The sequence below is a fragment of the Streptomyces sp. NPDC006923 genome, assembly GCF_040635655.1.
Lineage (GTDB): Bacteria > Actinomycetota > Actinomycetes > Streptomycetales > Streptomycetaceae > Streptomyces.
This window is the reverse complement of record NZ_JBEYIF010000006.1, coordinates 318200-342799: the sequence shown is the minus strand read 5'-3', so window position 1 is coordinate 342799 and position 24600 is coordinate 318200. Positions and strand designations below refer to the sequence as shown.

The following is a 24600-nucleotide window of genomic DNA, read 5'->3' as shown; positions in this document are numbered from 1 at the left end:
AAACATTCCCCCTCTCACGCACCGGCAATCTCCTGTCACTACGAGCCGAGCGGCAGAACACTCGCACCCGCGGCGTCGAGGGCGAGCCTGTTGGCCGCCCATCCCTCGCCCGCCAGTCGTGCGACCTTGTCGGCCGCACCGTCCTCGGCCAGTGCGAGCACCGTGGGCCCCGCACCGGAGATGACCGCGGGGACGCCGTCCGCGCGCAGTCGGTTGACCAGGGCGATGCTCTGCGGCATCGCCGGGGTCCGGTAGTCCTGGTGGAGCCGGTCCTCGGTGGCCGCGAGCAGCAGCTCGGGGCGCCTGGTCAGCGCCTCCACGAGCAGGGCGGCACGGCCGGCGTTGACGGCCGCGTCCACATGGGGGACGGTACGCGGCAGCAGTCCGCGGGCGGTCTCCGTGAGCACGGGGCTGCCGGGGACGAAAACCACCGGAACGACGGACTCGGCCGGCTCCATCCTGATGGCGCGCGCCGCTCCGCCGTCCAGCCAGGCCAGTGTGAAGCCGCCGAGCAGGCAGGCGGCGACATTGTCCGGGTGGCCCTCGATCTCGGTGGCCAGCTCCAGCATGGCCGCGTCGTCGAGCCTGGCGTCTCCGCCTATGGTCACGGCGCGCGCGGCGACGATTCCGGCGCAGATGGCCGCCGAGGAGGAGCCGAGACCGCGGCCGTGCGGAATGCGGTTGGCGCAGACGACCTCAAGGCCGCGCGGCTGGCCGCCGAGCAGGTCGAACGCCGTGCGCAGGGAACGTACGAGCAGATGACTTTCGTCACGGGGAAGCGACTCCGCGCCCTCACCCGCGATGTCGACGTGCAGGCCGGAGTCGGCGACGCGGACGACCACGTCGTCGTAGAGCCCCAGCGACAGGCCGAAGGCGTCGAAGCCAGGACCGAGATTGGCGCTGGTGGCGGGGGTGCGCACCCGTACGGCGGCGGCGCGGAACGCGGGACCGGCCATCGCTCTGACGACTCTCCTTGTGCCTGCGAGATGTGATGAATGCGAGATGTTCGAGGACGTGCGGAACACCCGGGGGCCACGAGGGCGGCAACACCGCGACGGGTGCGGCGGGGCGGGTTGGCTACAGCCTATCGAAGGAAGGTTCTGTGGCGACATAGGGCGCACAGGAGGCGCACGATGCGTGTCGCGAGGCCACTGTGCGCCATGTCGGTCTTGGCGTCCTTTATCCGCGTGTGAGCGGGCCCGGACATCCGCGCGCGAGCGGGCCCGGCCGCCCCTTCCGGACCCGTCTCCGGGCCCGGGAGGGGCGGGACGCGTCAGGCCAGGCCGAGCCGCTGCGCGGCCACGACCGCGTCGACGGGGACGGTGACGGGCTGAGGCGCTCCGGCGACGGCCCAGTCCGGGTCCTTGAGGCCGTTCCCGGTGACCGTGCACACGATGCGCTGGCCGGGATCGACCTTGCCCTCCTCGGCGGCCTTGAGCAGGCCGGCGACGGAGGCCGCCGAGGCGGGCTCGACGAAAACGCCCTCCTGCGACGCCAACAGGCGGTAGGCGGACAGGATCTGCCGGTCCGTCACCTCGTCGATGAAGCCGCCGGACTCGTCCCGGGCGGCCAGCGCGTACTGCCACGACGCCGGGTTGCCGATCCGGATCGCGGAGGCGACGGTGTGCGGGTCCTTGACGACCTCACCGCGCACGATGGGCGCGGAGCCGGACGCCTGGAAGCCCCACATGCGCGGGGTGCGGCCGGCCGGTCCGTCGGCGGCGTACTGGGTGTAGCCCTTCCAGTAGGCCGTGATGTTGCCGGCGTTTCCCACGGGCAGCACATGAATGTCCGGTGCGTCGCCCAGGGCGTCCACGATTTCGAAGGCGGCGGTCTTCTGGCCCTCGATCCTGACCGGATTGACCGAATTGACCAGGGCCACCGGGTAGTTGTCGGACAGCGAGCGGGCCAGTGTCAGGCAGTCGTCGAAGTTGCCGTCGACCTGGAGGATGCGCGCGCCGTGGACCAGGGCCTGGCCCATCTTGCCGAGAGCGATCTTGCCCTGCGGCACCAGTACGGCGCAGACCATCCCGGCCCGTACCGCGTAGGCGGCCGCCGAGGCCGAGGTGTTGCCGGTGGAGGCGCAGATGACCGCCTGGGCGCCCTCCGCCTTGGCCCGGGTGATGGCCATGGTCATCCCGCGGTCCTTGAACGAGCCGGTCGGGTTGGCGCCCTCGACCTTGAGATGTACCTCACACCCGGTGCGCTCGGACAGCACCTGCGCGGGCACGAGCGGCGTACCGCCCTCACGGAGCGTGACAACCTCCGTGGTGTCCGTCACCGGGAGGCGGTCCCGGTACTCCTCGATGATGCCGCGCCACTGGTGGGTGCCATTGCTGGTCATGGGCCCTTACTCCCCTTCAACACGCATGATGCTGGCGACACCGCGCACGGTGTCGAGCTTGCGCAGCGCCTCGACGGTCCCGGAGAGGGCGGCGTCGGGCGCGCGGTGGGTGACGACAACGAGGGACGCCTCGCCGTCCTTGCCCTTCTGGCGGACCGTGTCGATGGATACGCCGTGTTCGGCGAAGACGGTCGCGACCTGGGCGAGCACGCCCGGTTTGTCGGCGACGTCGAGGCTGATGTGATAGCGCGTCACCACGTCGCCCATCGGGCTCACGGGAAGCTGGGTGTACGCGGACTCACCCGGGCCCGTCGCCTCGTTGAGCTTGTTGCGGCAGACGGCGACCAGGTCACCGAGGACGGCGGAGGCGGTGGGCGCCCCGCCCGCCCCGGGGCCGTAGAACATCAGCTCGCCGGCCGCCTCGGCCTCCACGAAGACCGCGTTGTACGCGCCGCGCACGGAGGCCAGCGGATGGCTGAGCGGGATCATCGCCGGGTGGACGCGCGCGGTGACGGACCTGCCGTCGGCGGCGCGCTCGCAGATGGCCAGCAGTTTGACCGTACAGCCCATGCCCCTGGCGGAGGCGAGATCGGCGCTGGTGACCTCCGTGATGCCCTCACGGTGCACGTCGTCCAGGCGTACCCGGGTGTGGAAGGCGATCCCGGCGAGGATCGCGGCCTTGGCGGCGGCGTCGAATCCCTCGACGTCCGCGGTCGGGTCCGCTTCCGCGTAGCCGAGGGCGGTGGCCTCGTCGAGCGCCTCCGAGTAGCCCGATCCGGCGCTGTCCATCCGGTCGAGGATGAAGTTGGTCGTGCCGTTGACGATGCCGAGGACCCGGTTGACGGTGTCACCGGCCAGCGACTCGCGCAGCGGGCGGATCAGCGGGATCGCGCCGGCGACGGCGGCCTCGAAGTAGAGGTCCCTGCCGTGCTGGGCGGCGGCCTCGTAGAGGGTCGCGCCGTCCTCGGCGAGCAGCGCCTTGTTGGCGGAGACAACGGAGGCGCCGTGCTCGAAGGCGGTGGTGATGAGGGTACGGGCGGGCTCGATACCGCCGATGACCTCGACGACCACGTCTATGTCACCGCGTTTGACCAGGGCGGTGGCGTCGGTGGTGATCAGGGCGGGGTCTATGCCCGCGCGCACCTTGGAGGGGCGCCGGACGGCGACTCCGGCGAGCTCCACCGGGGCGCCGATCCGCGCGGCGAGGTCGTCGGCGTGCGTCGTCATGATGCGCGCCACCTCTGAGCCCACCACGCCACAGCCCAGCAGCGCCACCTTGAGCGGACGCGTACGCATCATCCGACCCACGCCTTTCATCCCACACAGCCGTTAAAGCATGAATGCGAACCAGTCTCACTCACTGGACGGGAGTTTCGGCCCACCGTCCAGATTGCGAGACATTTATTTCATCAGCCGGTATTGACCAGCCGATGTCGTCAGCCGATGTCCAGACGCAGCAGATCTTCCTCCGTCTCGCGCCGGACGATGACCCGCGCCCCGCCGTCCTTCACCGCGACGACGGGCGGACGGAGCGCGTGGTTGTAGTTGCTCGCCATCGAGCGGCAGTACGCGCCGGTGGCGGGTACGGCGATCAGATCGCCGGGCGCCAGGTCGGCGGGCAGGAACGCGTCGCGCACGACGATGTCGCCGCTCTCGCAGTGCTTGCCGACGACGCGCGTCAGCATCGGCTCGGCGTCGGAGCGGCGCGAGACGAGCGCCACGCTGTACTCGGCGTCGTACAGGGCCGTACGGATGTTGTCGGACATGCCACCGTCCACACTGACATAGGTGCGCAGCCCGTCGAGCGGCTTGATGGTGCCGACCTCGTACAGCGTGAAGGCCGTGGGCCCCACGATGGCGCGCCCGGGCTCGACGGAGATACGGGGGGTGCGGAGGCCCGCCGACTCACACTCACGAGTGACGATGTCGGTGAGGGCCTTGGCGATGTCGTGCGGTTCGCTCGGGTCGTCCTCCGAGGTGTACGCGATCCCCAGGCCACCGCCGAGGTCGATCTCCGGCAGCTCCACGCCGTGTTCGTCGCGGACCTCCGCGAGCAGCCCCACGACACGGCGGGCCGAGACCTCGAAACCGGCCATGTCGAAGATCTGCGAGCCGATGTGCGAGTGGATTCCGATCAGCTCGATCCCGTCGAGCGTGAGGGCCCTGCGCACGGCCTCGGCGGCCTGCCCGCCGGCGAGCGCGATACCGAACTTCTGGTCCTCGTGCGCCGTGGCGATGAACTCGTGGGTGTGGGCCTCGACGCCGACGGTGACCCTGATCTGCACGGGCTGGCGCCTGCCGAGGCGCTCCGCGATGTGCGCGACCCGCACGATCTCCTGGAAGGAGTCGAGGACGATACGTCCGACACCGGCGGAGACCGCCCGTTCGATCTCCTCGGTGGACTTGTTGTTCCCGTGGAAGGCGATGCGCTCCGCCGGCATCCCCCCGGCCAGCGCGGTGGCGAGCTCGCCGCCGGAACACACGTCCAGGTTGAGCCCCTCCTCCCGCAGCCAGCGGACGACGGCCCGGGAGAGGAACGCCTTGCCCGCGTAGAACACGTCCGCGTTGTCGCCGAAGGCGTCGGCCCAGGCGCGGCAGCGGGCGCGGAAGTCGGCCTCGTCGAGGAAGTACGCCGGTGTGCCGAACTCCTCGGCCAGCCGGGTCACCTCGATCCCCGCGACGGTCGCGACCCCGTCCTCGTTCCGGCGGACCGTGCGGGACCAGACCTTCTCGTCCAGCGCGTTGAGGTCCGCGGCGGGGGCCGTGTAGTGGCCTTCGGGGAGGACATCCGCGTGGCGGGGGCCTGCGGGGTGGGCGGAACGGCTCATCTCGTGGCTCTTTCAGAGGTGTTCGGGGGCATCGATGCCGAGCAGGGACAGGCCACCGGCCAGCACGGCCCCGGCGGCTTCGGCGAGCGCCAGCCGGGAGCTGTGGGCGGCCGAGGGTTTCTCGTCGCCGAGCGGCAGCGGGCTGCCGGCCCGCTGGAGGCGCAGGAACGCCTCCGCGGTGTGTTCGAGGTGGCGGGCGAGCCGGTCGGGCGCGCGCAGCCGGGCGGCCGCCTCCAGGACGGCGGGGTGGTCACCGAGCGCGGTCAGCAGGACGGAGACCTCATCGCCGGACAGGGGGTCCGGCTCACCGGACGGACCACTGTACGCGGGGACGATCCCGAGCCGGGCCGCGTTGCGGGCCAGGGCACGGGTCCTGGCGTACGCGTACCGCACCCGGAAGAGAGGGTTGCTCTCGCGCTGGACGAGCAGGCCGGCGCCGGCGGCCGGCCGGTCGTGTGCGGCGGGCCGCAGCAGTGCCCAGCGGGCGGCGTCGGGGCCGAGCGCGGTGAAGATGCCGTCACCGGCCGGCGCGGGGACGACCCGGAGGACCTCGGGGGCGCCCGGGACGACGGCCGCCTCGGCGCCCTGGGTGCGCAGCAGCCGGACGACGGTCTCGGTCCAGACGGCGGCCCGGGTCTCGGCGGCGGGCGCGAAGGCCGCCGCCGTACCGGCGAGCGCGTCGCCGTGGCCGTGGCGCGTACCGGCCAGGAGGACCGCGCGGACCAGTTCGGCGCGGCTGTCCCGCGCCAGGGTGAAATTCAGGAAGCCGGGTCCGGTGATGTCGACACCGGTGATACCGCCCGTCGCGGCGGCCGGAGCGAGCGGGATGCGGACGCGCAGGATCTCCGCGACCTCGCGCGGCGGGCGTCCGGCGGGACCGGCCAGCCGCAGCGCGACATTGGTGGCGTAGTCGCCGAGGCCGCCGGGGCGGGGCCGCTCGACGACGACGCGCTCGGGCACCGGGCCCGGCAGGGCAGCGTCGTCGACCGCGCGGCACACGGCGTGCAGCACGGTACGGGACAGCTCCGCGGGGGTCACGGGGCAAGCGTAGGGGAGGAAGGGGGGCTCTCCGCGAACCGGTTTCGCGATGCGGTCAGCCCCAGGCGCGGCCGGCTCGTCCGGCACCGCTCCTGCCGTCCACCGGGGGCGGGCCGTCCCGGTGCGCCAGCCTCCGGACCAGCCGGACCAGCTCCGAGGGCTCGAAGGGCTTGGCGAGAAAGGCGTCCACGGCGGGGGCGAGGCCGGACTCGGCCTCGTACTGGGTACAGGCGCTGATGATCGCGATCGGCAGCCGGCTGGTCCTGGGGTCGGCGCGCAGCCGCTCGGCGGTGCGCGGCCCGTCCAGCCGGGGCATCACCACGTCGAGGGTGACCACATCGGGCCGGACCTCGTGCACCACGTCCAGGCATTCGGCACCATCGGCCGCGGTCACGACCTCGAAACCCTCCAGTTCGAGATTGACCCTGATCAGCTGCCGGATCACTCTGTTGTCATCTACAACGAGCACCCGGCCGGACGCGCCCGGCACCCCTTGAGAGTAGGTCGGATCCCGCCGCCGCGTCCGGGTTTTGACGACTTCCGGCGGCGTGGGCGGCCCCGGGCACGGAGCCCGGGGCGGCCCGTACCGGCGGGCGCCCTCGGCAGGTCTCGGGCCTGCCGGTCTCGGGCCTGCCGATGCAGTACGGGCGGCGGCGCGGTGCCGGATCGGTGAGGGACGGCGGGGTGTGTCCGGCGTCCCGGCCCGACAGATTGGCGCCCGGCGGGACGATCTTGTCGATCCGGTCCAGTACGTCCCGGCTCAGCCTGACCGGGGGGTGCCTCTATGTCTTCGTCAAGGCGCCTATGTTGGGTTTGGGGCGATGTGGGGGCCTGTCGCGCTCGGTGGTGAAGTGTTCAGTGGCGGGGCAGCGCTTCGGCCACGGCGGTCTGGAAGGGGTCGACGGTGGTCCGTCCGTCCTCGATGTCCCACAGCGTGTTCTGCAGCAGCCGGGCCAGGGTCCAGCCGGCCGCGCGCCGGCGGTCCAGTCCGAGCGCCTCGGTCAGCAGGTCGAAGCGGCGCCGCACCACCCGGGGAGCGTCCCCGGTGGCGTGGAGCTTCTCCCAGCCTGTGTCCAACGCCGGCCACAGGTCGAAGCCCGGATCGCCGACGAGAGGTTCGGGGTCGATGGCCAGCCACGGCTCGCGCTCGGCGGCGAGCACGTTGTCGTAGTGCAGGTCCCAGTGCAGCATCCGGTCGCCGGGCTCGCCGACCAGCTCGGTGACTGCCGACGCCCAGCCGTGCAGCCGCCGCTGGTCCTCGGGGTCCGGCAGGGCGGCGACCGCCGCAGGCACGGACGCCAGCATGTCGCGCGCGACGTCACCGAGGCCGCGCAGGCCCTCGGGCGCCGGGACGGAGTGCAGCCGGGCCATAAGTCCGGCCAAGGTGCTCATGGCCACGTCGTCGTCCTCGACGAAAGCCAGGGTGCGTGAGCCGTCCAGGCGTTCCAGCAGCACGGCGCCGCTCTCCGGGTCGTGGTCGAGCAGCCGCACGATGCCGTCGCCGTTCCACGCCCGCAGCCCGATCAGCGCGGCGGTTGTCTCCTCCCGGGGCATCTGGAGTTTGAGCGCGGCGCGGGTGTCGTCCGTGCGGCGCACCGGCACCACCAGTGAGGCCTCGCCGGACCCGATGCCGCCGTCGCGCTCCAGTTCCCATCGGTCGAGCAGCTCCGCCACCAGCGCGGGCAGCCGGGCGATCCAGGTCCGTCCCTCTTGACGACCGTTCCTCGTGTACGACGCGACCAGGGCGTCAGGGACTTCGATACCCTGCGGCGAACTCATGGGGGGTTGTCCTTCGGAGGAGTGGGCTTCCCACCGCGACCACAGGTAAGGCCGAGGGTCATGCGGCGGCTGCTTCGGGGATGCGGGGTTCGTAGAAGGTTCCGTCACGGAGCATCGCGAACAGGACGCTGATGCGCTGGCGGGCGAGGCGGAGGAGGGCTTGGGTGGGGGTCTTTCCGCGGCCTCGCCGGCGGTCGTAATAGGTGCGGGAGGCGGGGTCGGCGTTCATGCAGGCGAAGGCGGAGAGGCATGGCGCGTTTGAGCTGCCGGTTTCCGCCCCGTGGGGCGTGTTCGCCGTGGATCGATGTGAGCGGGCTGGTCCACGATCACCAGGACCGTACCGAACTTCGCGGCCAGTTTGTCGAACACGGCCCGCAGTTTCGGCTCGCTGTTGGGCAGCCGCTTGTCGAAGACCTTCTTCCCGGCCGGAGTCAGCCCGTGCCCGTGATGAGCACTCTTGCCGACGTCCAGGCCGAGGAAAACGCCCATGTCTTCGGTGTCGAACATCGCGCCCTTCCCAGGGGAGTTGAACGTGCCGGCCTCGGCAGTGGTGTCGCGCGCATCCACGTTATGCAGACCTGCCGCCCGCGAGCTGTCCGGCATTGCGCCGGACCGGACGGTGGCCGGACCTCTCATCAGCGTCTCCGACGGCACCTCCCGGGCCCGGTGACACCACCCCCCAGGTCATGCCCTCGACAGGGGGACACAGTCATACCGGGCCCGAAGGCCGGCGGCCCCATCGCAGGACCGCGAAAAACATAACGGGGACCCTCCCGCGGCTCGTCCGTGCCGGCGATCGCCGTGGGCGGAGCACCTACGCTCTCGGCATGGAACAGAGCGAAGTCGTCCTCAGGGCCATCGGAATTCTCACGCACTCGGCGGAGCGGATCCGCACCGCGGGACAGGACCTGGACGCCGGGAGCGGGCTGGGCGAGGGCCAGATCGGATCGCTGCTGGCCGAGGTCTTCCCGTCGTTCCAGGTGGCGGGGGACGCGACTCCGCTCGAAGCGGCGCACTCGGTGACGGAGGCCGCGCTGCCCGCGATCATGCAGTTGATCGGCGCCTTCAGCTTTGTCTTCGCCGAACTGGCCGATGTCCATGACGCGGGGCGTACCGACATCTCCTCGGCGGACCTGCTGCGGGAACTCGCCCTGCGCATGTCCCGCCCGGATCCCGCCGCGTAGCCGCCCGGACGGCCCCTCACGGCCGGGTGATCTCCTCAACGGCCCTCGCGGCGGGGGCCGTTGACGCCCGCCGCCCCCGGTCCCCCGTCCAGGGTGTCCGTCGCGTCCGTCCGGCCCGCTCCCTCGGCGTTCCGCACTCGCCCGGCACCCGGCGCTCGTCGTTAAGGCGCGCGTCGCGTGCCGGTTGTCCATGCCCCGGATGATCCACACCGTCACACAAGTGGCCATTTGCATGGAGATCGTATGAGCGAGACCAGTAATCCCGGTCCGGGCAGGCGCGCGTTGTTGCAGGCGGCCATCGCCGCACCCGTGGCGGGGGCGGCCGTCACGGGGCTGAGCGGTCAGCGGGCATGGGCCTCGACGGCGTCGAAGCCGGGATCGGGCAGCCACAGGTTCGACGAGGAGAGCCCGCGCTTCGCGCTCGCGGTGCTTCCCGACACCCAGTACCTCTTCGACGCGGACAGCGCGGACCCGGCGCCACTGAAGGAGACCTTCACCTATCTGGTCTCCGAGCGGGAGAAGGCGAACATCGCCTTCATGACGCACCTGGGCGATGTCACCGAGCACGGCACGGAGGAGGAGATCGCCCTGGCGGCGGACACCTTCCGCACCATCCACGGCAAGGTGCCCTACAGCGTCCTCGCGGGCAATCACGACATCGCGGGCGCCGACGACCAGCGCGGGGACTCCGCCTATCTCAGGGAGTTCGGCCCCCGGCGCTTCGCCTCCATGCCGACCTTCGGCGGCTCCTCCCCCGACGGCTACAACAGCTACCACGTGCTGCGCGCGGCCGGACGCGAGTGGCTGGTACTCGCACTGGACTGGCGGGCCTCCGAGAAGGGGCTCACCTGGGCCCAGGGCGTGCTCGACGCCCACCGCACCCTCCCGGCCGTTCTCACCACCCACGACATCGCCTCGGCGGACAGCGGCGACGGCAGGGCGCAGCTCTCCGGCAACGGGCAGGTGCTCTGGGACCGCCTCATCCGGGGCAACGACCAGATCTTCCTGGCGCTGGGCGGGCACTACTGGCCGCCCGGCCGCACCGTGCTCACCAACGACGCCGGTCACGACGTGCATGTGCACATCACCAACTACCAGGACCGCTACTACGGCGGGGCCGGCATGGTCCGGCTGTACTCCTTCGACCTGGCCCGTGACACCGTCGACGTCGAGACATTCTCGCCGTGGTTCCTCGCCCGCGACCCGGAGAAGCGGACGCCGCTGGAGGCGGAGACCATCGAACTGACCGGCCCGGTGGACCGGTTCAGCCTGGACATCGACTTCGCCGAGCGTTTCGACGGCTTCGCTCCGGTCGTCCCGCCGAAGCCGCGTCCGGCCTCCCGGGTCATGCCGCGCGGCACGGTCGCCTACTGGCGCTTCGACTCCTCCGGTCTGAAAAGCGCCGGGAAGCCCGGTTCCGCCGTGGCGGCGGGGACCGTGGCGCGGGACCTGTCCGGGCACGGCAACGACCTCAGGGTGCAGCTCCTGCACGACAGTTCGGCCGAGGCGCTGACCTGGTCGGACGATCACCACACCGGGCAGCCGGCGCACGCCAGCCTGCGCTTCGGCGGCGGCAAGGAGCCGGACCGCGGCGCGATCCTCACCACCGGTGACCGCGCGCCGCTCAACAGCATGAAGTTCACCTCGGGCTTCACCATCGAGACGTTCATCAGGCTCCCCGAGCCGTTCGAGGGCAACCACGACTGGATGGGCATCCTGAGCTGGGAGGGCCAGAACGGCGACGCGGGCAAGACCACCGGCTGGTCGACGGAGGAACCCACCTGCAGCCTCAATGTCACCCCCGAGCGCTTCCTCCAGTTCGTGCTCTACCCGCACGTCCAGGACGCCGACCCGACGTCCTGGAGCCACGCGCTGCCGGTGGGCCGCTGGACCCACATAGCCGTGGTCAACGACGGCCGCCGCACGATCATGTATGTCGACGGGTCGAAGATCGCCCGTAACCCCTCGCAGCGGGCGACCGGCATCGCCACGCTGGGCAAGCCGTTCGTCATCGGCGGTACGCAGTTCGCCGAGCAGTTCGGCCAGAGCTTCTACGGGTCGATCGGCGACACCCGCATTGTCGACCGGGCGCTCCAGCCCAGGGACTTCATGGCCCCGCCCGCGTAGGGCGTGCGGGGAAGGAGGCCGGACGGGGCGTCCGCGCCGCCCACCGCGCCCCCTGGCGCACGCCGGACACACCGTCACGGCCGGGTCCCGCCCGGGGCCCGGCCGCGGCGTACGCCGCCCGCCGTCAGCCGTCAGCCGCCCAGGATCAGCCGCTCCAGGGCCGCCCGCGCCCGCGCGTCCGAGCGCGCCCTGAGCGCCACCGCCGCCGCCAGTCTGCGTGTCCACTCGTCCAGCGGGACCGGTGTGCTGGACAGCACGACACCGCGCACCACCTTGGCGATCTCGCCCGCCGGATGCCCGTGCGCCAGGACAAGGATCAGCCGCTGGTCGTCCAGCGTGATCTCGACCCGCTCCACCCGGCCGCCACGGCCCGCGAGCCGGTCGGCCATACCGCGCCTGCGCTCCAGTACGACCGAGCCGGGCGGCAGCGCTTCGGCCAGCGAACCGGTCAGCACCTGGGCGTACACCTCCAGGTCCGCCGCGTCCCTGCGCAGCGCCGCCGCCAGTTCGTCGATCGACCCGGTCTCGCCGTCCCGCCCCGGCCCGTCGCCGGACGGCGCCTCACCACGGTCGCTCATCGGGCCTCCTGACCTCTCCGTACACCGTCTGTCCCGGGCGCCGCTCCAGCCGTCAGCCGTCAGCCGTCGAGGCTGAGCACCATCGTCGGACGTTCGATCTCGTGGTCCTGGCGCAGCGGGCGGACCGCCGTGCCGATCGAGAAGAACTCCGTGGTGTGGCCGCCCCAGCGGTGGTTGTGCGCGTTGAGCTGGACGCCGACGACCCCCTCGGCCTCCAGTTCCTCGGCCTCGGCCTGCATCCGGGCCATGGCCAGCTCCCGGGCGTCGTAGAGGGCCTGGGTGAACTGTTCGATCTCGACGTTCTTGCCGAAGTTCGAGAACGCGGCCCCCATCCGCTGGTGCGCGATGTGGTAGACGCAGGTGCCCATGACCATGCCGAGCGGCGCGTAACCGGCCCGGATCAGCGTCCAGAAGTCCTGGCCCGACAGGTCCGAGGTGAAGGGCTGCCCCTTGTTGTTGCGCCAGGCCGTCCCGGCGGGTGCCGGACGGTCGCCCTTCACCGCCGTGCCGATGGCGATGAACTCGGCGATGTCATTGCCGAACTCGCGCGCCTCCACGCTCAGCCGGACCCCCACGATGCCGTCCGCGCCGAGCTGTGCCGCCTCGGCCTCCATACGGGTCATCGCCAGCTCACGGGCGTGGTACATGGCCTGGCTGAGCGTCTCCAGCTCCTGATTCTTGTTCCAGCGGCCGAGCTGGATGCCGACGTGGTAGATCGAGCTGCCCAGCACCAGGCCGATGGGCCGGAAGCCCGCCTCCCTGACCAGCAGGAACTCATTCACCGACAGATCGCTGGTGAAGATCGAACCGGCTCTGCCCGGCTCCAGCTCCGCCAGCCGCCGCATGGCGTCGGCGGGCACTCCCCGGCCGCTCGGGCCGCCGGCCGGACCGCCGCCGGCCAAGCCGCCGCCGACCGGGGCGCCGGTCGCCTCGTCCTCTCCGCTCCCGCGCATCTGCTTGTCCTCACTGTCGGTACCGCGTGCGTTGACGTCGGAGCGGCCCCGGGATCCCGTACCGCCGGGGCGGCTCACCCCTGATCGCCCAGTTCGGCCAGCTCCCCGGCGAGCCTGCGGCGCTCCGCCGGGTCCCCGTACGGACTGGACTCCATCGCCGCGAGCCGACGGCTCAGCCGCTCACCGCGACGGCCCAGCGGCAGCACGGCGAGCGTCGGTGGGCGCCCGGCCCCTGCCTGGAAGCGGGCCACGGTGGTGCCGACCATCGTCGCCTCGGCCAGGTGGTCCTCGGCCTCCGAGCCCATCCGGGAGGCCCGGACGCAGGACTGCCGCACGATCCGCAGATCACCACTGGCCAGGATGATGCCGTCGCCGCCCCGGCGCAGCGCCTGGAGCTCCATCTGATGACGGGCGTCGGCCCGTACCTGGCCGACCAGCTCGCTCCATGCGCCGACCTCCGTGTTGTACCAGGTGAGCGCCTGCGAACGGGTCCCGAAGTCGTCATGGCGGACCCCGATCGACATACCGACCAGCAGCTCCACCGGCACCCAGCCCGCCGACACCAGCTTGGCGAAGCCCTGGCCGTCCAGATGGCAGGTGAAGGGGTGCGGTGACCGGACGTCTCCGTGCGCCCGCACCGCCGTACCGATGACCTTGAACTCCAGGCAATTGGGCTGGGAGGGAAACGGCGCCATGGTGAGCTCCGCCGCCACCACTCCGTCGCCGCCCAGGGCGGCGCACTCCGCCGCCAGCCGGCCGAGAGCGGCGCCACGGGCCTCGTCGAGCACCTCGACGAGGGCCTTGGACGGCGCGTCCGCCCCGGAGAGCGCGACCGGTCCTGGAGCGCCCGCCAGCGCGAATCCGGCGCCGAGGTAGAGGCAGTCGTAATAACCCCAGTTCCGGCCGGCGCGCCCCACGTGATAGACGGCCGAGCCCATGGCCTGGCCGACCGGTTCGAAGCCCACCGAGCGGATCGAGGCGAACGCCCCGGTCGACAGCGCGGACGACCAGGTCCCGCTGCGCCGTGCCTCGGCGACGCGCTGCCGCGCGGCCGGCGGCAGCCCGGTCCCGTCCCATGACACCGCCACCGGCCTCACCTCTCCCGTCGCGAGGAGCTGGGCAATCACAAGGGTCTGGGGAATTGTCCACCATGACCTCTTTGCACCATAATCGAGGCGCCATGATCGAGCCTCTGGTGGCCGTGCGGCGGGCGGACCGGCCCCGGGTCCGCCGTGCGATCCGGGGCGCGCGGGCTCAGCCGAAGCGGCCGTTGACGTAGTCGGAGGTCCTCGCGTCCTGCGGCGAGTTGAACATCGCGTGCGTGTCACCGTGTTCGACGATCACGCCCGGTGTGCCCTGCTCCGCCAGGAAGAAGGCACAGGAGTCGGAGACCCGGGCGGCCTGCTGCATGTTGTGCGTGACGATGACGATCGTGATCTCCGACTTGAGTTCGGCGATGGTCTCCTCGATGCGCCGCGTCGACGTCGGGTCGAGCGCCGAACACGGCTCGTCCATCAGCAGCACCCGGGGCCGTACGGCCAGTGACCGCGCGATGCACAGCCGCTGCTGCTGGCCGCCGGAGAGCGCGCCGCCCGGCTGCCGCAGCCGGTCCTTGACCTCGCGCCACAGCCCGGCCTTGGTGAGGCACTCCTCGACGAGCTGGTCCTTGCCGTCCCGGCCCGCCTTGATGCCGTTGAGCTTCAGGCCCGCCAGGACGTTGTCGTACAGGGACATGGCGGGGAACGGGTTGGGCTTCTGGAAGACCATGCCGATCTGCCGGCGGGCGTGCGTGATGCGCCGCCCCCGGTCGTAGATGTCTCCTCCGTCGAGCACGACGCGTCCGGCGAGCGCGGCGGACGGAATCAGTTCGTGCATGCGGTTGAGGATCCGCAGAAAGGTCGACTTGCCGCAGCCCGAGGGGCCGATGAGCGCGGTGACCTCGCGCGCGGGCATGGTCAGCGAGACCTGGTCGAGCACCTTGTGATCGCCGAACCACGCGGAGATCCGGTCGGCCTCCAGCGTGGCGGCGGTGGCGCGGCTCACCGCGGGCCGCACCAGGGTGTCCGCGGGGTCGGTCGGTGTGACGGTCATGACGGGGCGACTGCCTTTCTCTCAGAGCAGGTTGGGCAGGAGACGGGTGACGGCCCCGGAGACGGCCAGGCCCAGCGCCGTCAGGACGGGCACGGCACAGAGCCAGGTCTGCCAGCGGCCCCAGACGCGCTGGGTCCAGGCGGCGGCCAGGGCGGCGAGGAACAGGCCGAGGGTCCACAGGAAGACGGCCGGCCAGGCGCCGCTGTCGCCGTGGAGCGCTTCCTCGGCCGGGCCGATCCAGCCGTTGCGCCGTTCGCGCGGCGGGCCGGGCTGCACGGGCGAGGTCAGTTCGGCGTCGACGCGCAGCACCCCGGCGGGTGTGTACGGGGCGCCGGTGGCGGTGATCAGGGTGAGCCGGCCCCCGCCGGAGCCACCGCTGGGCGCGGGCAGCGCGTCGCCCGCCCTGCGGACGCCGCTGACCCGGTAGCGGGCCCTGCCCTGCCCGGTCATCACCTCGATCGTGGCGCCCCGGGCCAGGGTGTCCAGCCGGCCGAAGGGACCTCCGTACCCCCACTGCCTGCCCATGATCACGGCCGTTCCGGCCTGCCCCGGCAGCGGCGTGTCCCGGCGGTGGCCGGGGCCCGACATCAGGACGCCCGAGGTGGTGCCCTCACCGACGACCTCGTGCACCCCGAGGGCCGGGATGTCGAGCAGCGCGACGGGCGCGCCCAGCGGCAGCGGCTTTCCGTCGTTGCCGCGCTGGCCCACCGGAGCGGTGCCCTCGGCCAGTTGCCCACGCAGGTCGTCGTATCCGACCTGCTGGTCTCGCGCGTGCTGGAGATGCCCGACGACGGTGAGGCTCACGGCGAAGCCGAGCAGGACGGCGGCGAGCACACACAGTGCCGCGCCCGTCAGCGCCGGCCCGCCCCGGCCGGCGGGCGGCCGGGCGGGGCCGGAGTCCCCGGCGCGCCCGCCGTACGCGGCCGGCGGTGCGGGAACCGCGGGCGGCGGGGTCATAACGGTCACGGTGACTGCGCTCCTCGCTGCGAAGGTACGGACGGACAGGTCCTGGCGGTGGTACGGGCACGGGGCCGGTGGTACGGGCACGGGCACGGGCGTACGGAACGCGGCGGCCCGGGGGCGGCGTCACGCCCGCCCCCGGGAGCCTCAGGCGGCTGCGCCGGTGTCAGTCACCGGCCGGACCGGCGGGACCGGCGGTGCCCGGCGCCGTGAACGTCAGCAGTCCCCCGCGGCGGGCGCTGATCACCAAGGCGGCTCCCACGAGGGTCAGCGCGAGGGAGCCGAGACCGATCGCGGCGACCCCCGTGCCGGTCGAGGCGAGCGAACCGCCGCCGCCGCTGCCGGCGCCGCCGGAGGTGCCCGCGCCGCCCTCGCCGCCCGTGCTCCCGGCCGTCGTACCGCCGTCGGCCGACGTACCGCCGTCCGTGCCCGCGGTCTCGCTCGGGTCCGGGCCCGGGTCCGCCGCGCCGCCCGTGGTGAAGGCGAAGGCGACGCTGTGCCCGTTCTCGGTGTCCTCGGTGAGCGTCAGCACATGGTCGCCGTCCGCGAGCGTGTCCGGGACGGTGAAGGCGTAGCCCTCGACGGTTCCGTCCGCGTTCGCCGCGGCGTCCGGGAGCGCGGCCTCGCTGTCGGAGAGGGAGACCTTCACCGCCGCGTCCGCGCCGAAGCCACGGGCGGTGATCGTCACCCGCTGGCCCGCCGCCAGGTCCGGGTTGGCGCCCAGCGGGTTGCCCTCGGCGTCGGCGACATCGAGGTCGGCGGGCTCGGTGGGCGGCTCGGACCCGGAGGGCGGCGGGGAGGTGGGCGGCGGGCTCCCGGCGTCGTCGTCGACGGTGTAGCCGTTGAGCGCGGCGACCGAGGCGGCGTAGGCGTCCGGGTCGGCGGGGGTGAACTGGGCGGTGATGTTCTGCACGCCCGCGGGCAGCTCCGTCGTCGTGAACACCGCGGTGCCGTCCTCGGCCGCCTTGGTGCCGAGCGCGACCGGCTCACCGCTGACGCGCTCCGAGGTCAGCGTGATCTCACCGGCCGCGGTGGCGGGGCTCACCCGCGCCGTGAAGGTCACCTCGCTGCCCCGGACCGGGTGGTCCTCCGGGGAGGCCGTCAGCTCCACACTGGTGCTCTGCGCCTCGGCGAGCGCCCAGGTGTCGCCGGTGACCTCGATGTTCGTACCGAAGAACGCCTCGGGCTTGTTCGGGTCGAGAATGCTCACGCACTCCAGCCGCAGCTCGTACGTACCGTCGTAGGGGCCTTCGCCGTACCAGTTGGACAGCGCGGTGGCGAAGGTGAAGAGGAAGATGGTCTCGGCCATGTCGGCCTCGACGGGCCCGGTGTCGTATCCGCCCTCGGACGCGTCGCCGAGCTTTGCGGGAGTGCCGTCGTCCGGCTTCAGCACCGTGAGGCTGACCTGTTCGCCCTGGCCCTCGGGACAGGCCGCGTCCGTGGAGAGATGCGGGACCAGCGGGTTGTCATGGATGCTGCCGGAGGTCTGACTGAGCGTCAGATCGCCGAGCCGGCCGGCCGCGCTCGCGGTGGCCGCGACGCCGAGCACGGCTGCGGCGGCGGTCATGAGCAGGGCGCAGCACATCAGCAGCGCCGGGAGTGTTCTCGCTCGCGCGAGGCGTTTCATGGTCGGTTCCCCCACGGGGTGTCGGGCACGGGGCGCCGGTGTCGGACGCGGCGTGCCGGGGTCGGTATCGGTGTCGGTGTCGGTGTCGGTATGGGTATGGGTGTCGGTGCCCGGTACGGGTACCGGTCTTGGCGTGGCTGTCGGTCGTGTGGTGCTGGACGTGCTGGACGGATACACGTCGGCGGGAAGCGCCGGGGGCCGGGCACCTGGTGGGTGCCCGGCCGTGACGCGGTGGCGGAAAGGGTGCTGATCAGCGCTCGCCGGTCAGGGCGGTGGTGCCGCAGGCGGCGCCGAGGGTGCCGAAGCCGTAGGCGGAGATCACGGCGGTCTGGGCGCAGACCTGGGAGACCGTGGTGGTGCCGCCCGTGGTCACGTTGACGAACGCGGACCGGATGGTGGCGTCCGACAGCCTGGCCGTCTCCACGACGTGGTAGACGTCACGGGCGTACGGGAAGGCGGTGTTGAGCGAGCCGTTGGCGTTGCGCGGCGCCACGCCGTTCACCCGGCCGAGCACCGTCACGCCGTGCCGGTCCGGCACCACGCGGCCGGTCTGGGCGATGTACTGGGCGACGGAGTACGGCGCGATGTCACCGGCGCTGTTCAGCGCGGTGCCGTCGTGCTCCTGGACGGTGCCGTCGACGCAGGCGCCGACCTGGGCCTCGGTGACACCGATCTTCTCCAGGAAGAAGGTCCGGGTGCCGGAGCCCGACTGGGGCAGCAGCGGGGTCAGGGCGACGCTGTTGTGCGTGGTCTTGACGCAGGTGTAGATGTCGTGGAGCTCCGCCGTGGTGAGGTTGAGGTTGTTGTTGAGGCCGCTGTCCGAACGGACGGCGACGCTCACCGCGTCCTTGGCGAACGGAATCCAGGTGAGCTTGTTGGTCGTGGTGTCCGCCGGGCCCCGGGAGGAGCGGGCGAAGTCGAGACACCTGACCGCGTTCGGGATGTCCGCGCGCAGGGCGTCGATTCCGGCCGAGGAGCCGTTGGGACGGTTGATCGTGCAGCCGGCGGCGCGGGTCTTGATGGTGGCGGTGCCCGTCGCGTTGTACGAGGCGATGAGCTGGTTGTCCGGGGTGCCGTCGGGGTCGGTGATGGCCGAGCCGAGACCGTTGCCGACGTCCTGCGTGGTGTCGGAACCCACGCCGGCGAGCTGGCGGTACTCGCCGGTCGCCGGGTCGGCGGAGGCCACGGGGGCCAGGAGGCCCACACCGAGAGCGGCGACACCGGCGACGGCGCCCAGGCGAACACGGGACTTGACGTTCACTTCTGTTCTCCTCCGTGAATACGGATTTCGAGGAATGGACGGTCAAGAAGAATCCGGATTTCGTTCTGCCGACCCGTCGGCCGACACCTCGAACATTTCCGCACATCCCCCGTCCGCGACCACCAACTCCGCCGGATGAAAAGGTTACGAGGTCATTTCCTAGGTCACACCTAGAGAATTCACATATGGCTGTGCCTGATTCCCGGAAGGATGCCGGCCTTCCGGGAATCAGCCGGCGCGCCCTCTCAGCTCACGGGGAACCGCCCGCCGTCGCCCTGCGCGCGGAGAGCCGCAGCAGTACGGGCCCGGCCAGCGCCGCCGCCGCGCCGGCGATCAGCACACCGAGCAGCACCCAGCGGACGATGCCCAGCGCTTCGCGCGGGGTCAGTCCGCCGGAGGCGAGACCGCTCCGCTCCGCGCCGGGGCCGCCCGCGCCCGGGGACGGCGTGGCGGCGGCGTCCGGGGCTCCGGGGCCGGCGTCCGCCGACGCCCCCCCGGCCCCGGCCCCGCCCGGCCCGCCGGCCGCGCCGTCACCCGCGCCGGGACCCCCTGCCGGTCCGCCGGCGCCCCCCGGCGCGGCCCCCGCCGGCGGCGTCCCGGCGGCATCGCCGGCCGGGCCGCGCACCAGCCGGTCCGCGGCGATGAGCGCCCGGTCCCGCAGGTCCTTGGGCATGGGCGCGTAGCCCGGCGGCAGCTCCCCGGGCGCCAGGCCCTGGGTCTGGCCGGCCCCGGCGGCGTACCGGATCAGCCGCGCGTAGTCCTCACGGGCCGCGGTCGGCTGATCCAGCGGTGCGACGGCGTAGGCGACCGCCGTCAGCGGGTACGCGCCGTTCTTCGCCGTGCGCGGATCCGGCGTCTTCACACCGGCCACGGTGGAGTCGGGCATCCGCGCGACGGCCTTGAGCATGGCGTCGGCGGTCGGCTCGACGTACTCGCCGTCGGCGTTGGGCAGCGCGGCGAGGTCGAGCCGGTAGCGGGCGGCGGAGGCCGCGTCGACGATGCCATACGCCCGGCGGGAGCCCGGGATGTTCTCCTCGGCCACGAGTTTGATGCCCTGCGGAGAGCTGTCGAGCGCCGCCTGGAACGTCGCGCCGGTGGAGCCGCGCCTGACCCGCCGCGCGGCGTCGTGCATGTCGTTCGAGTACGGGGACTTCTCCAGTTGGCCGTAGGGGATCTTCCGTACGGTCCCGTTGTCGTTCAGCGCCAGCTCGGTCTCCGTGGTGTCGGCCTTGGGGAAATCGAGCGGGCTGTCCGTGTCAAGACCCAGACCCTGGTAGAAGGGATTGACTTTCATGCCCCAGGGGTCCGGCTTTCCCCGGAGGAATTCAAGAGCCTCGGGATCCGACTGGAGATAGCGCCAGACCATGGCGTTGGCATCCGAATTCCCGGCCTGCACAAGAATTCCGCCCGGATAGAGCTGGGGCTGCGCAGGGCGTTCGAAGAAGGGATTGAGCTGCCGGAATTCCGGGTCGACGACAATGGATCGCGCATTGTCCTTGAGATGGTCCGGGACAGGATTCTGAAAGCTGATGTGCCGCACGTCGTAGGGGTACGACCCGGTGAGCAGTTTGGCGAGCAGGCGCGGACTGAGCTTGAGGTCGCGCACCTGCCCGGCGTCCTCGTCCTCCCAGAAGAAGCCGACCGCCAGTCCGCTGACGGCCACCGGGGCGTGCACCACCGGCGTGGCGCCCTCCGCCGGCGCGACGGTGATGCCCAGCCCCGGCGAGGTCGCCGTCGGGTTCCCGACCAGCCTGCGGGCGTAGTCCTCGGCGGCCTGGCTGAAGGTGAACCGGGCGTCGGCCCCGGCGCACAGACTCGCCTGCCAGGAGGTGATGGCCTCGGTCAGCAGCTCGGAGCCGATGACACGGCGCTCGGCCTTGTCCGCCGGACAGGTGTTGCCCACCGGGCCGAAGTCCAGCGGGAAGACCAGCCGCTGGTTCCAGTTGGACTGGCTCAGCGGGGACGTGATCAGGCCGTCGCTCGGGTTGACCGTGCCGTCCGGGTCGTGTGTGCCGCGCGGGACGACGACCAGCCAGCAGCGCCGGGGCTGCTGACCGCTCGCCGCGTCCAGGGCGCCGCAGCCCAGATAGGGCGCCTCGATCGCGCTCTTCACCTCGAAGACCGCCTCACCGGAGCCGTCGGCCCCGGTGCGCAGCCACGGCTGGGCATTGGTGTCGTTGGTGCTGAAGTAGGTCGAGTCGGTCGACGAGTCCGTCGGTTCGCCCTCCACCGGCCGGAAGGGCACGAACGGGGTGCCGTCGCCGCCCGCGTACTCCGTCTCCAGCGGGTCCGTGCCGGCCGGCAGCGAACGCTTGCTGAGCCAGTGGCTGCCCGCGTTGTTCCCGCCGAACTCGCACTGTTCCCGGTCGGGTCCCGCCGGGTCGTCCCCCCAGCACTGCATGATCTGGACGGAGTTCTGGTACTTGGGGCCGTTCGGGTCGCTCTCCCGTCCGGTCCAGGTCAGCGCGACACCCTGGGCCCGCAGGTTCTTCGTCTGATGGACGGTCACCCGGAGGTCCGAGAAGTCGTCGTACGGGCCCTTCGTGCCGCTCAGCGTCAGCGCGGAGTCCTCCGCCTGCGCCGCCTGCGCCCGGTCCGCGCCGGAGGGCAGCGGTACGAGCGCCAGCAGCAGCGCGGCGAGGAGTGCACCGAGACCGGCCCTGGTGCGCCGCGAGGGGTGGGGCAGGACGGCTCGTCCGCGGCTGTTCATGCCGAGCCTCCGTTGCGGCGGTCCCGCGCGGCCAGACCGCGAGCGGCGAGCGGCGGGCCGACGACCACGCCGAGCAGCAGCAGCGCGGACAGCGCCATCAGCACACCGCGCAGACCCGTCGCCTCCCGGGAGGCGAGCGTCACCGGATTGGCGACGACGGAGGAGTCGCCGCCACCGGAGTCCGCGCTGATCAGCTCACCGGTGTCCGGGTCGGTCACCCCGCCCTGGGCCCCGCCGGAAGCAGGCGCCGGGGTGCCGTCCGCACCTCCCGTGGCGCCGCCGTTGCCCCCCGTGGCGCCGGGCGTACCGCCGGTGGCCCCGCCGGAGCCGGAGCGACCCGGGCCCGTACCGCCGCTGCCGGAGCCATCGCCGCCCCGCGCACCCGGCTTCACCGGGGTCTGCTGGCTCTTCGCACCCGCCGTGCCGTCCGAGCACTGCGACGCGCCCTTCTTGTCGCACGCCTTGGGGAACGGCGCGTTTTTGGCGAGGGTGTTGGCCCCGTCCGACGAGAAGGTGGGGTTGCGGCAGCTATTGATGTTGATCTTGTCCGTGGGCGCGCCCGGGATACGGCGGACCTGCTCGAAGCCGGCCTGGACGAGGTTCTTCGGCAGCGGTGAGTAGCCCAGTTCCTCGGCGATCTGCTGGCCGTCGCAGAGGAAGTAGTTGGCGAAGGTGCCCAGCGAGAGGCCCTTGGCCTCGGTCATCGGGTTCTGCTCGCCGTCCAGCGAGGTGGGCAGGATCATGTAGCTGTAGCTGGACAGCGGATAGGACCTGCTGTCGCGGGAGCGGTAGACGTTGTCCAGGATCTGCGTCAGATAGTTGGCCGAGCCCTTGTCCGGGTTGATCCGGGCTTCGAGCAGCCCCACGGCGACGCTGGAGGCGGTGGGCTCCACGTAATAGCCCTGGCTGTTCAGCATCTTGGCGACGGGAAATCCCGTCGAGATGGCGTACGAGTACTCGACATAGGTGATGGCGCCCTCGGCCTGGCTCTGCTTCACATAGCCCGAGACACCGAGCGAACCGGACTTGGCGATCGTCGAGGTGCCGGGCACCACCGGAAAGTACGAGGTGAGGCCGCACGGCGTGGTGCGCCCGGCGCGGGCGCAGTAGGCGTTCCAGGTGGCCGCGTGCTCCTTGGCCATCCACGTGGTGAACTGCGCCGTCGTACCGGAGCCGTCGGAGCGTACGACCGGCACGACCCGGCGGGCGGGCAGGGTCAGACCGGGGTTGTCCGCCCTGATCTCCGGGGCGTTCCACATGGTGATCTTCGAAGTGAAGATCTTGGCGAGCACATCACCGGACAGCCGGAGGTTGGTGACCTTCTTGCCACCGATCTTCAGGTTGTACATGAAGGCCGTGCCGCCGGCCACGATCGGCATATAGGCGAAGCCGCGCTTCGGCGGGGCGTCGGTGACGCCGCCCTCCTTGAGGCCGTACGGGATCTCCGAGACGCCGAAGTCGACCGAACCGTTCCTGAACTGCTCACGGCCGTTGGACGATCCGGTCGCCGCGAAGTTGACCGTCATACCGAAGTTGGACGCGACATTGCGGCGCCACTGGTCCAGTGCGTTGGAACTCCAGGTGGAGCCCGCTCCGTTGATCTTGGGATAGGTCGCCGCCCAGGCCGGCAGCGGTCCGATGGCCAGCAGCGCGCACAACAGCGCGGCCAGCCCCAGGGCCGGACGGGAGATGGTCGCGGGTCTCACGGGGAACTCCTGAGGGACGTGGCGGACGGTACGGAGGAGGTGCGGGCACGGGCGGCGAAGCGCTCCGCGTCCCGGCGCGAGGCGAGCACACGCCGGTGGGTCTGGCGCCGCGTCAGCCGGCCCGGCGCCCGGCCGCCGATGACACGGGCGAGGACGAACAGCATCAGCACCAGGGCCATCAGCGCCGCCGCCGTACCGAAACCGCGGGCGATCATGGCGGGCTCGGGCGACTTGACGAACTCGAAGGCGGCGAGCGGCAGGGACACCTGCGCGCCGCTGAACGGATCGGCGTTCATCTCCGCGCTGAATCCCGCGGTGAGCAGCACCGGCGAGGTCTCGCCGACGCCCCGGGCGGTGCCGAGGATCACCGAGGTGGTCAGACCGGAGCGCGCGGTGGGCAGGACGACATGCCAGGCGGTGCGCCAGCGCGAGGTGCCGAGCGCGTACGACGCCTCGCGCAGGGAGCCGGGCACCAGCCGGATCACCACGTCGGACGCCCTGATGATGATGGGCAGCATCATCACGGCCAGCGCGAGCGAGGCCGCGAAGCCCGACTTGCCGGTGCCCAGCGCGAGGATCGCCGTCGCGTAGATGAACAGCCCCGCCACGATGGACGGCAGGGCCGTCATCGCCTCGACGACGGTGCGGACGAAGCGCGCGAACCGGCCCGGCACCTCATTGAGGAAGACCGCGCAGACCAGCCCGGCGGGCACGGTCAGGGCGAGCGCGATGGCGATCTGCTCCAGCGTGCCGACGACGGCGTGCAGGATGCCGCCGGCGCTCAGCGGGTCGAGCGGGCCGGCGAGCGTCATGTCCTCGGTGAAGAAGTTCAGATGGGGCAGCGCCGCGCGGCCCTCCCACAGCGTGTAGACGATCACGAAGGCCAGCGCGACGACCATGACCAGGCCCAGGCTGCGCACCACGACCCCGGCGAGCCGGTCCCGTACGGTCGGACCGTCCTCGTCGAAGGAGACCAGGAGGGCGTACAGCCCGAGGAAAAGCGTGTAGGCGACCAGCAGAAAGCCGATCACGCCGTTCCACGGCAGCAGCCGGCCGAAGAGCAGCGCGGCCACGCCGACCGCCGAGGCCCCGGCGCCCAGCAGTGCGAAGGTGTCCGAGGCACGGCCGCGCGCCAGGGCACGCCGCCGCTCCGCCACGGGCTCCGGTGACCGCGGCAGGGCCCCGGGCAGCACGGTGCGCGGAGACGTCGTGACGGGCGGTGGCGTCCCGGGTGCGAGGGTCATGCGGGCGGGTCCCCTTACGGTTCACTGCGTACGGCGGGTGTTCGGCGGGCGCGGCACTGACGGCCGCGCGGCTCACGCTCGGCGGTCGCGCCCCGGAGGAGGCGTGGGGTCCTGGCGGCGGCGGTGTCTTCGGGGCGGCTGTCTCTTCGGGCTGCTGTGGCTCCGGGGCG

General features: G+C 72.0%; 19 protein-coding genes and 2 pseudogenes. 2 read left to right on the top strand and 19 right to left on the bottom strand.

Annotated elements, in window-relative coordinates:
- Window positions 1-38: 38 nt before the first annotated feature.
- From thrB to ABZ707_RS14875, 9 genes and pseudogenes are all read right to left on the bottom strand, one after another.
- Window positions 39-956, bottom strand: a complete 918-nt coding sequence (gene thrB / locus ABZ707_RS14915) for a homoserine kinase (RefSeq protein ID WP_360173419.1) — start codon at window positions 954-956, stop codon at window positions 39-41.
- Window positions 957-1273: 317 nt separating this feature from the next.
- Window positions 1274-2344, bottom strand: coding sequence for a threonine synthase (gene thrC, locus ABZ707_RS14910; protein ID WP_360173416.1), 1071 nt, complete (start codon window positions 2342-2344; stop codon window positions 1274-1276).
- 6 nt (window positions 2345-2350) lie between these two features.
- Complete coding sequence (locus ABZ707_RS14905; RefSeq protein ID WP_360173413.1) at window positions 2351-3643, bottom strand: homoserine dehydrogenase; 1293 nt, start codon at window positions 3641-3643, stop codon at window positions 2351-2353.
- Window positions 3644-3780: 137 nt separating this feature from the next.
- Window positions 3781-5172, bottom strand: coding sequence for a diaminopimelate decarboxylase (gene lysA, locus ABZ707_RS14900; protein WP_360173410.1), 1392 nt, complete (start codon window positions 5170-5172; stop codon window positions 3781-3783).
- 12 nt (window positions 5173-5184) lie between these two features.
- Window positions 5185-6210: an ArgS-related anticodon-binding protein NrtL gene (gene nrtL, locus ABZ707_RS14895; RefSeq protein WP_360173407.1), complete on the bottom strand. Its 1026-nt coding sequence runs from the start codon at window positions 6208-6210 to the stop codon at window positions 5185-5187.
- Between the two features lie 55 nt (window positions 6211-6265).
- Complete coding sequence (locus ABZ707_RS14890; protein WP_360173404.1) at window positions 6266-6700, bottom strand: response regulator; 435 nt, start codon at window positions 6698-6700, stop codon at window positions 6266-6268.
- A gap of 157 nt (window positions 6701-6857) precedes the next feature.
- A pseudogene (locus tag ABZ707_RS14885) lies at window positions 6858-6980 on the bottom strand (aldo/keto reductase); the annotation flags it as partial.
- A gap of 85 nt (window positions 6981-7065) precedes the next feature.
- The gene (locus tag ABZ707_RS14880; protein ID WP_360173401.1) at window positions 7066-7989 is read right to left on the bottom strand and encodes an aminoglycoside phosphotransferase family protein; all 924 of its coding nucleotides are present in this window, start codon (window positions 7987-7989) and stop codon (window positions 7066-7068) included.
- 58 nt (window positions 7990-8047) lie between these two features.
- Window positions 8048-8496: pseudogene (locus tag ABZ707_RS14875) on the bottom strand (transposase).
- Between the two features lie 320 nt (window positions 8497-8816).
- Between ABZ707_RS14875 and ABZ707_RS14870 the strand changes: the two are divergent.
- Both ABZ707_RS14870 and ABZ707_RS14865 read left to right on the top strand, forming a co-directional pair.
- Entirely contained in the window at window positions 8817-9173 is a 357-nt protein-coding gene (locus tag ABZ707_RS14870; protein ID WP_360173398.1) for a hypothetical protein, read from the top strand.
- 243 nt (window positions 9174-9416) lie between these two features.
- Complete coding sequence (locus tag ABZ707_RS14865; RefSeq protein WP_360173395.1) at window positions 9417-11300, top strand: LamG-like jellyroll fold domain-containing protein; 1884 nt, start codon at window positions 9417-9419, stop codon at window positions 11298-11300.
- Between the two features lie 131 nt (window positions 11301-11431).
- On the opposite strand, the gene ABZ707_RS14860 is transcribed toward ABZ707_RS14865, so the two are convergent.
- The 10 genes from ABZ707_RS14860 to pstA all read right to left on the bottom strand — a co-directional run bounded on the left by ABZ707_RS14860 (window position 11432) and on the right by pstA (window position 24430).
- Window positions 11432-11878, bottom strand: a complete 447-nt coding sequence (locus tag ABZ707_RS14860) for a hypothetical protein (protein WP_360173392.1) — start codon at window positions 11876-11878, stop codon at window positions 11432-11434.
- Window positions 11879-11937: 59 nt separating this feature from the next.
- Window positions 11938-12831, bottom strand: coding sequence for a heavy metal-binding domain-containing protein (locus ABZ707_RS14855; RefSeq protein WP_360173389.1), 894 nt, complete (start codon window positions 12829-12831; stop codon window positions 11938-11940).
- A 74-nt stretch (window positions 12832-12905) separates the two neighbouring features.
- Window positions 12906-13919, bottom strand: a complete 1014-nt coding sequence (locus ABZ707_RS14850) for a heavy metal-binding domain-containing protein (RefSeq protein ID WP_360173386.1) — start codon at window positions 13917-13919, stop codon at window positions 12906-12908.
- Between the two features lie 166 nt (window positions 13920-14085).
- Window positions 14086-14922: a phosphate ABC transporter ATP-binding protein PstB gene (gene pstB / locus ABZ707_RS14845; RefSeq protein ID WP_360173383.1), complete on the bottom strand. Its 837-nt coding sequence runs from the start codon at window positions 14920-14922 to the stop codon at window positions 14086-14088.
- Between the two features lie 21 nt (window positions 14923-14943).
- Window positions 14944-15879 carry a sortase gene (locus tag ABZ707_RS14840; RefSeq protein ID WP_360173872.1) on the bottom strand — a complete coding sequence of 312 codons (936 nt, stop codon included), beginning with the start codon at window positions 15877-15879 and terminating at the stop codon, window positions 14944-14946.
- A gap of 169 nt (window positions 15880-16048) precedes the next feature.
- Window positions 16049-17509 (bottom strand): Ig-like domain-containing protein, encoded by a 1461-nt coding sequence (locus tag ABZ707_RS14835; protein ID WP_360173380.1) that lies wholly within the window; start codon window positions 17507-17509, stop codon window positions 16049-16051.
- A 250-nt stretch (window positions 17510-17759) separates the two neighbouring features.
- Window positions 17760-18770: a hypothetical protein gene (locus ABZ707_RS14830; protein WP_360173377.1), complete on the bottom strand. Its 1011-nt coding sequence runs from the start codon at window positions 18768-18770 to the stop codon at window positions 17760-17762.
- Between the two features lie 250 nt (window positions 18771-19020).
- Entirely contained in the window at window positions 19021-21480 is a 2460-nt protein-coding gene (locus tag ABZ707_RS14825) for a hypothetical protein (RefSeq protein ID WP_360173374.1), read from the bottom strand.
- Window positions 21477-23186: a phosphate ABC transporter substrate-binding protein PstS gene (locus ABZ707_RS14820; RefSeq protein WP_360173371.1), complete on the bottom strand. Its 1710-nt coding sequence runs from the start codon at window positions 23184-23186 to the stop codon at window positions 21477-21479. The genes ABZ707_RS14825 and ABZ707_RS14820 overlap by 4 nt, the downstream gene beginning before the upstream one ends.
- Window positions 23183-24430: a phosphate ABC transporter permease PstA gene (pstA, locus tag ABZ707_RS14815; protein WP_360173368.1), complete on the bottom strand. Its 1248-nt coding sequence runs from the start codon at window positions 24428-24430 to the stop codon at window positions 23183-23185. Before pstA ends, ABZ707_RS14820 begins: the two co-directional genes overlap by 4 nt.
- Window positions 24431-24600 lie beyond the last annotated feature (170 nt).

Excerpts from the sequence above, each read along its gene's own strand:
- ABZ707_RS14870 (WP_360173398.1), top strand. The coding sequence starts at position 8,817 with ATGGAACAGAGCGAAGTCGTCCTCAGGGCCATCGGAATTCTCACGCAC.
- ABZ707_RS14865 (WP_360173395.1), top strand. The coding sequence starts at position 9,417 with ATGAGCGAGACCAGTAATCCCGGTCCGGGCAGGCGCGCGTTGTTGCAG.
- ABZ707_RS14880 (WP_360173401.1), bottom strand. The coding sequence starts at position 7,989 with ATGAGTTCGCCGCAGGGTATCGAAGTCCCTGACGCCCTGGTCGCGTCG.
- thrC (WP_360173416.1), bottom strand. The coding sequence starts at position 2,344 with ATGACCAGCAATGGCACCCACCAGTGGCGCGGCATCATCGAGGAGTAC.
- ABZ707_RS14840 (WP_360173872.1), bottom strand. The coding sequence starts at position 15,879 with ATGACCCCGCCGCCCGCGGTTCCCGCACCGCCGGCCGCGTACGGCGGG.
- pstB (WP_360173383.1), bottom strand. The coding sequence starts at position 14,922 with ATGACCGTCACACCGACCGACCCCGCGGACACCCTGGTGCGGCCCGCG.
- thrB (WP_360173419.1), bottom strand. The coding sequence starts at position 956 with ATGGCCGGTCCCGCGTTCCGCGCCGCCGCCGTACGGGTGCGCACCCCC.
- lysA (WP_360173410.1), bottom strand. The coding sequence starts at position 5,172 with ATGAGCCGTTCCGCCCACCCCGCAGGCCCCCGCCACGCGGATGTCCTC.
- ABZ707_RS14860 (WP_360173392.1), bottom strand. The coding sequence starts at position 11,878 with ATGAGCGACCGTGGTGAGGCGCCGTCCGGCGACGGGCCGGGGCGGGAC.
- pstA (WP_360173368.1), bottom strand. The coding sequence starts at position 24,430 with ATGACCCTCGCACCCGGGACGCCACCGCCCGTCACGACGTCTCCGCGC.
- ABZ707_RS14905 (WP_360173413.1), bottom strand. The coding sequence starts at position 3,643 with ATGATGCGTACGCGTCCGCTCAAGGTGGCGCTGCTGGGCTGTGGCGTG.
- ABZ707_RS14855 (WP_360173389.1), bottom strand. The coding sequence starts at position 12,831 with ATGCGCGGGAGCGGAGAGGACGAGGCGACCGGCGCCCCGGTCGGCGGC.
- ABZ707_RS14835 (WP_360173380.1), bottom strand. The coding sequence starts at position 17,509 with ATGAAACGCCTCGCGCGAGCGAGAACACTCCCGGCGCTGCTGATGTGC.
- ABZ707_RS14825 (WP_360173374.1), bottom strand. The coding sequence starts at position 21,480 with ATGAACAGCCGCGGACGAGCCGTCCTGCCCCACCCCTCGCGGCGCACC.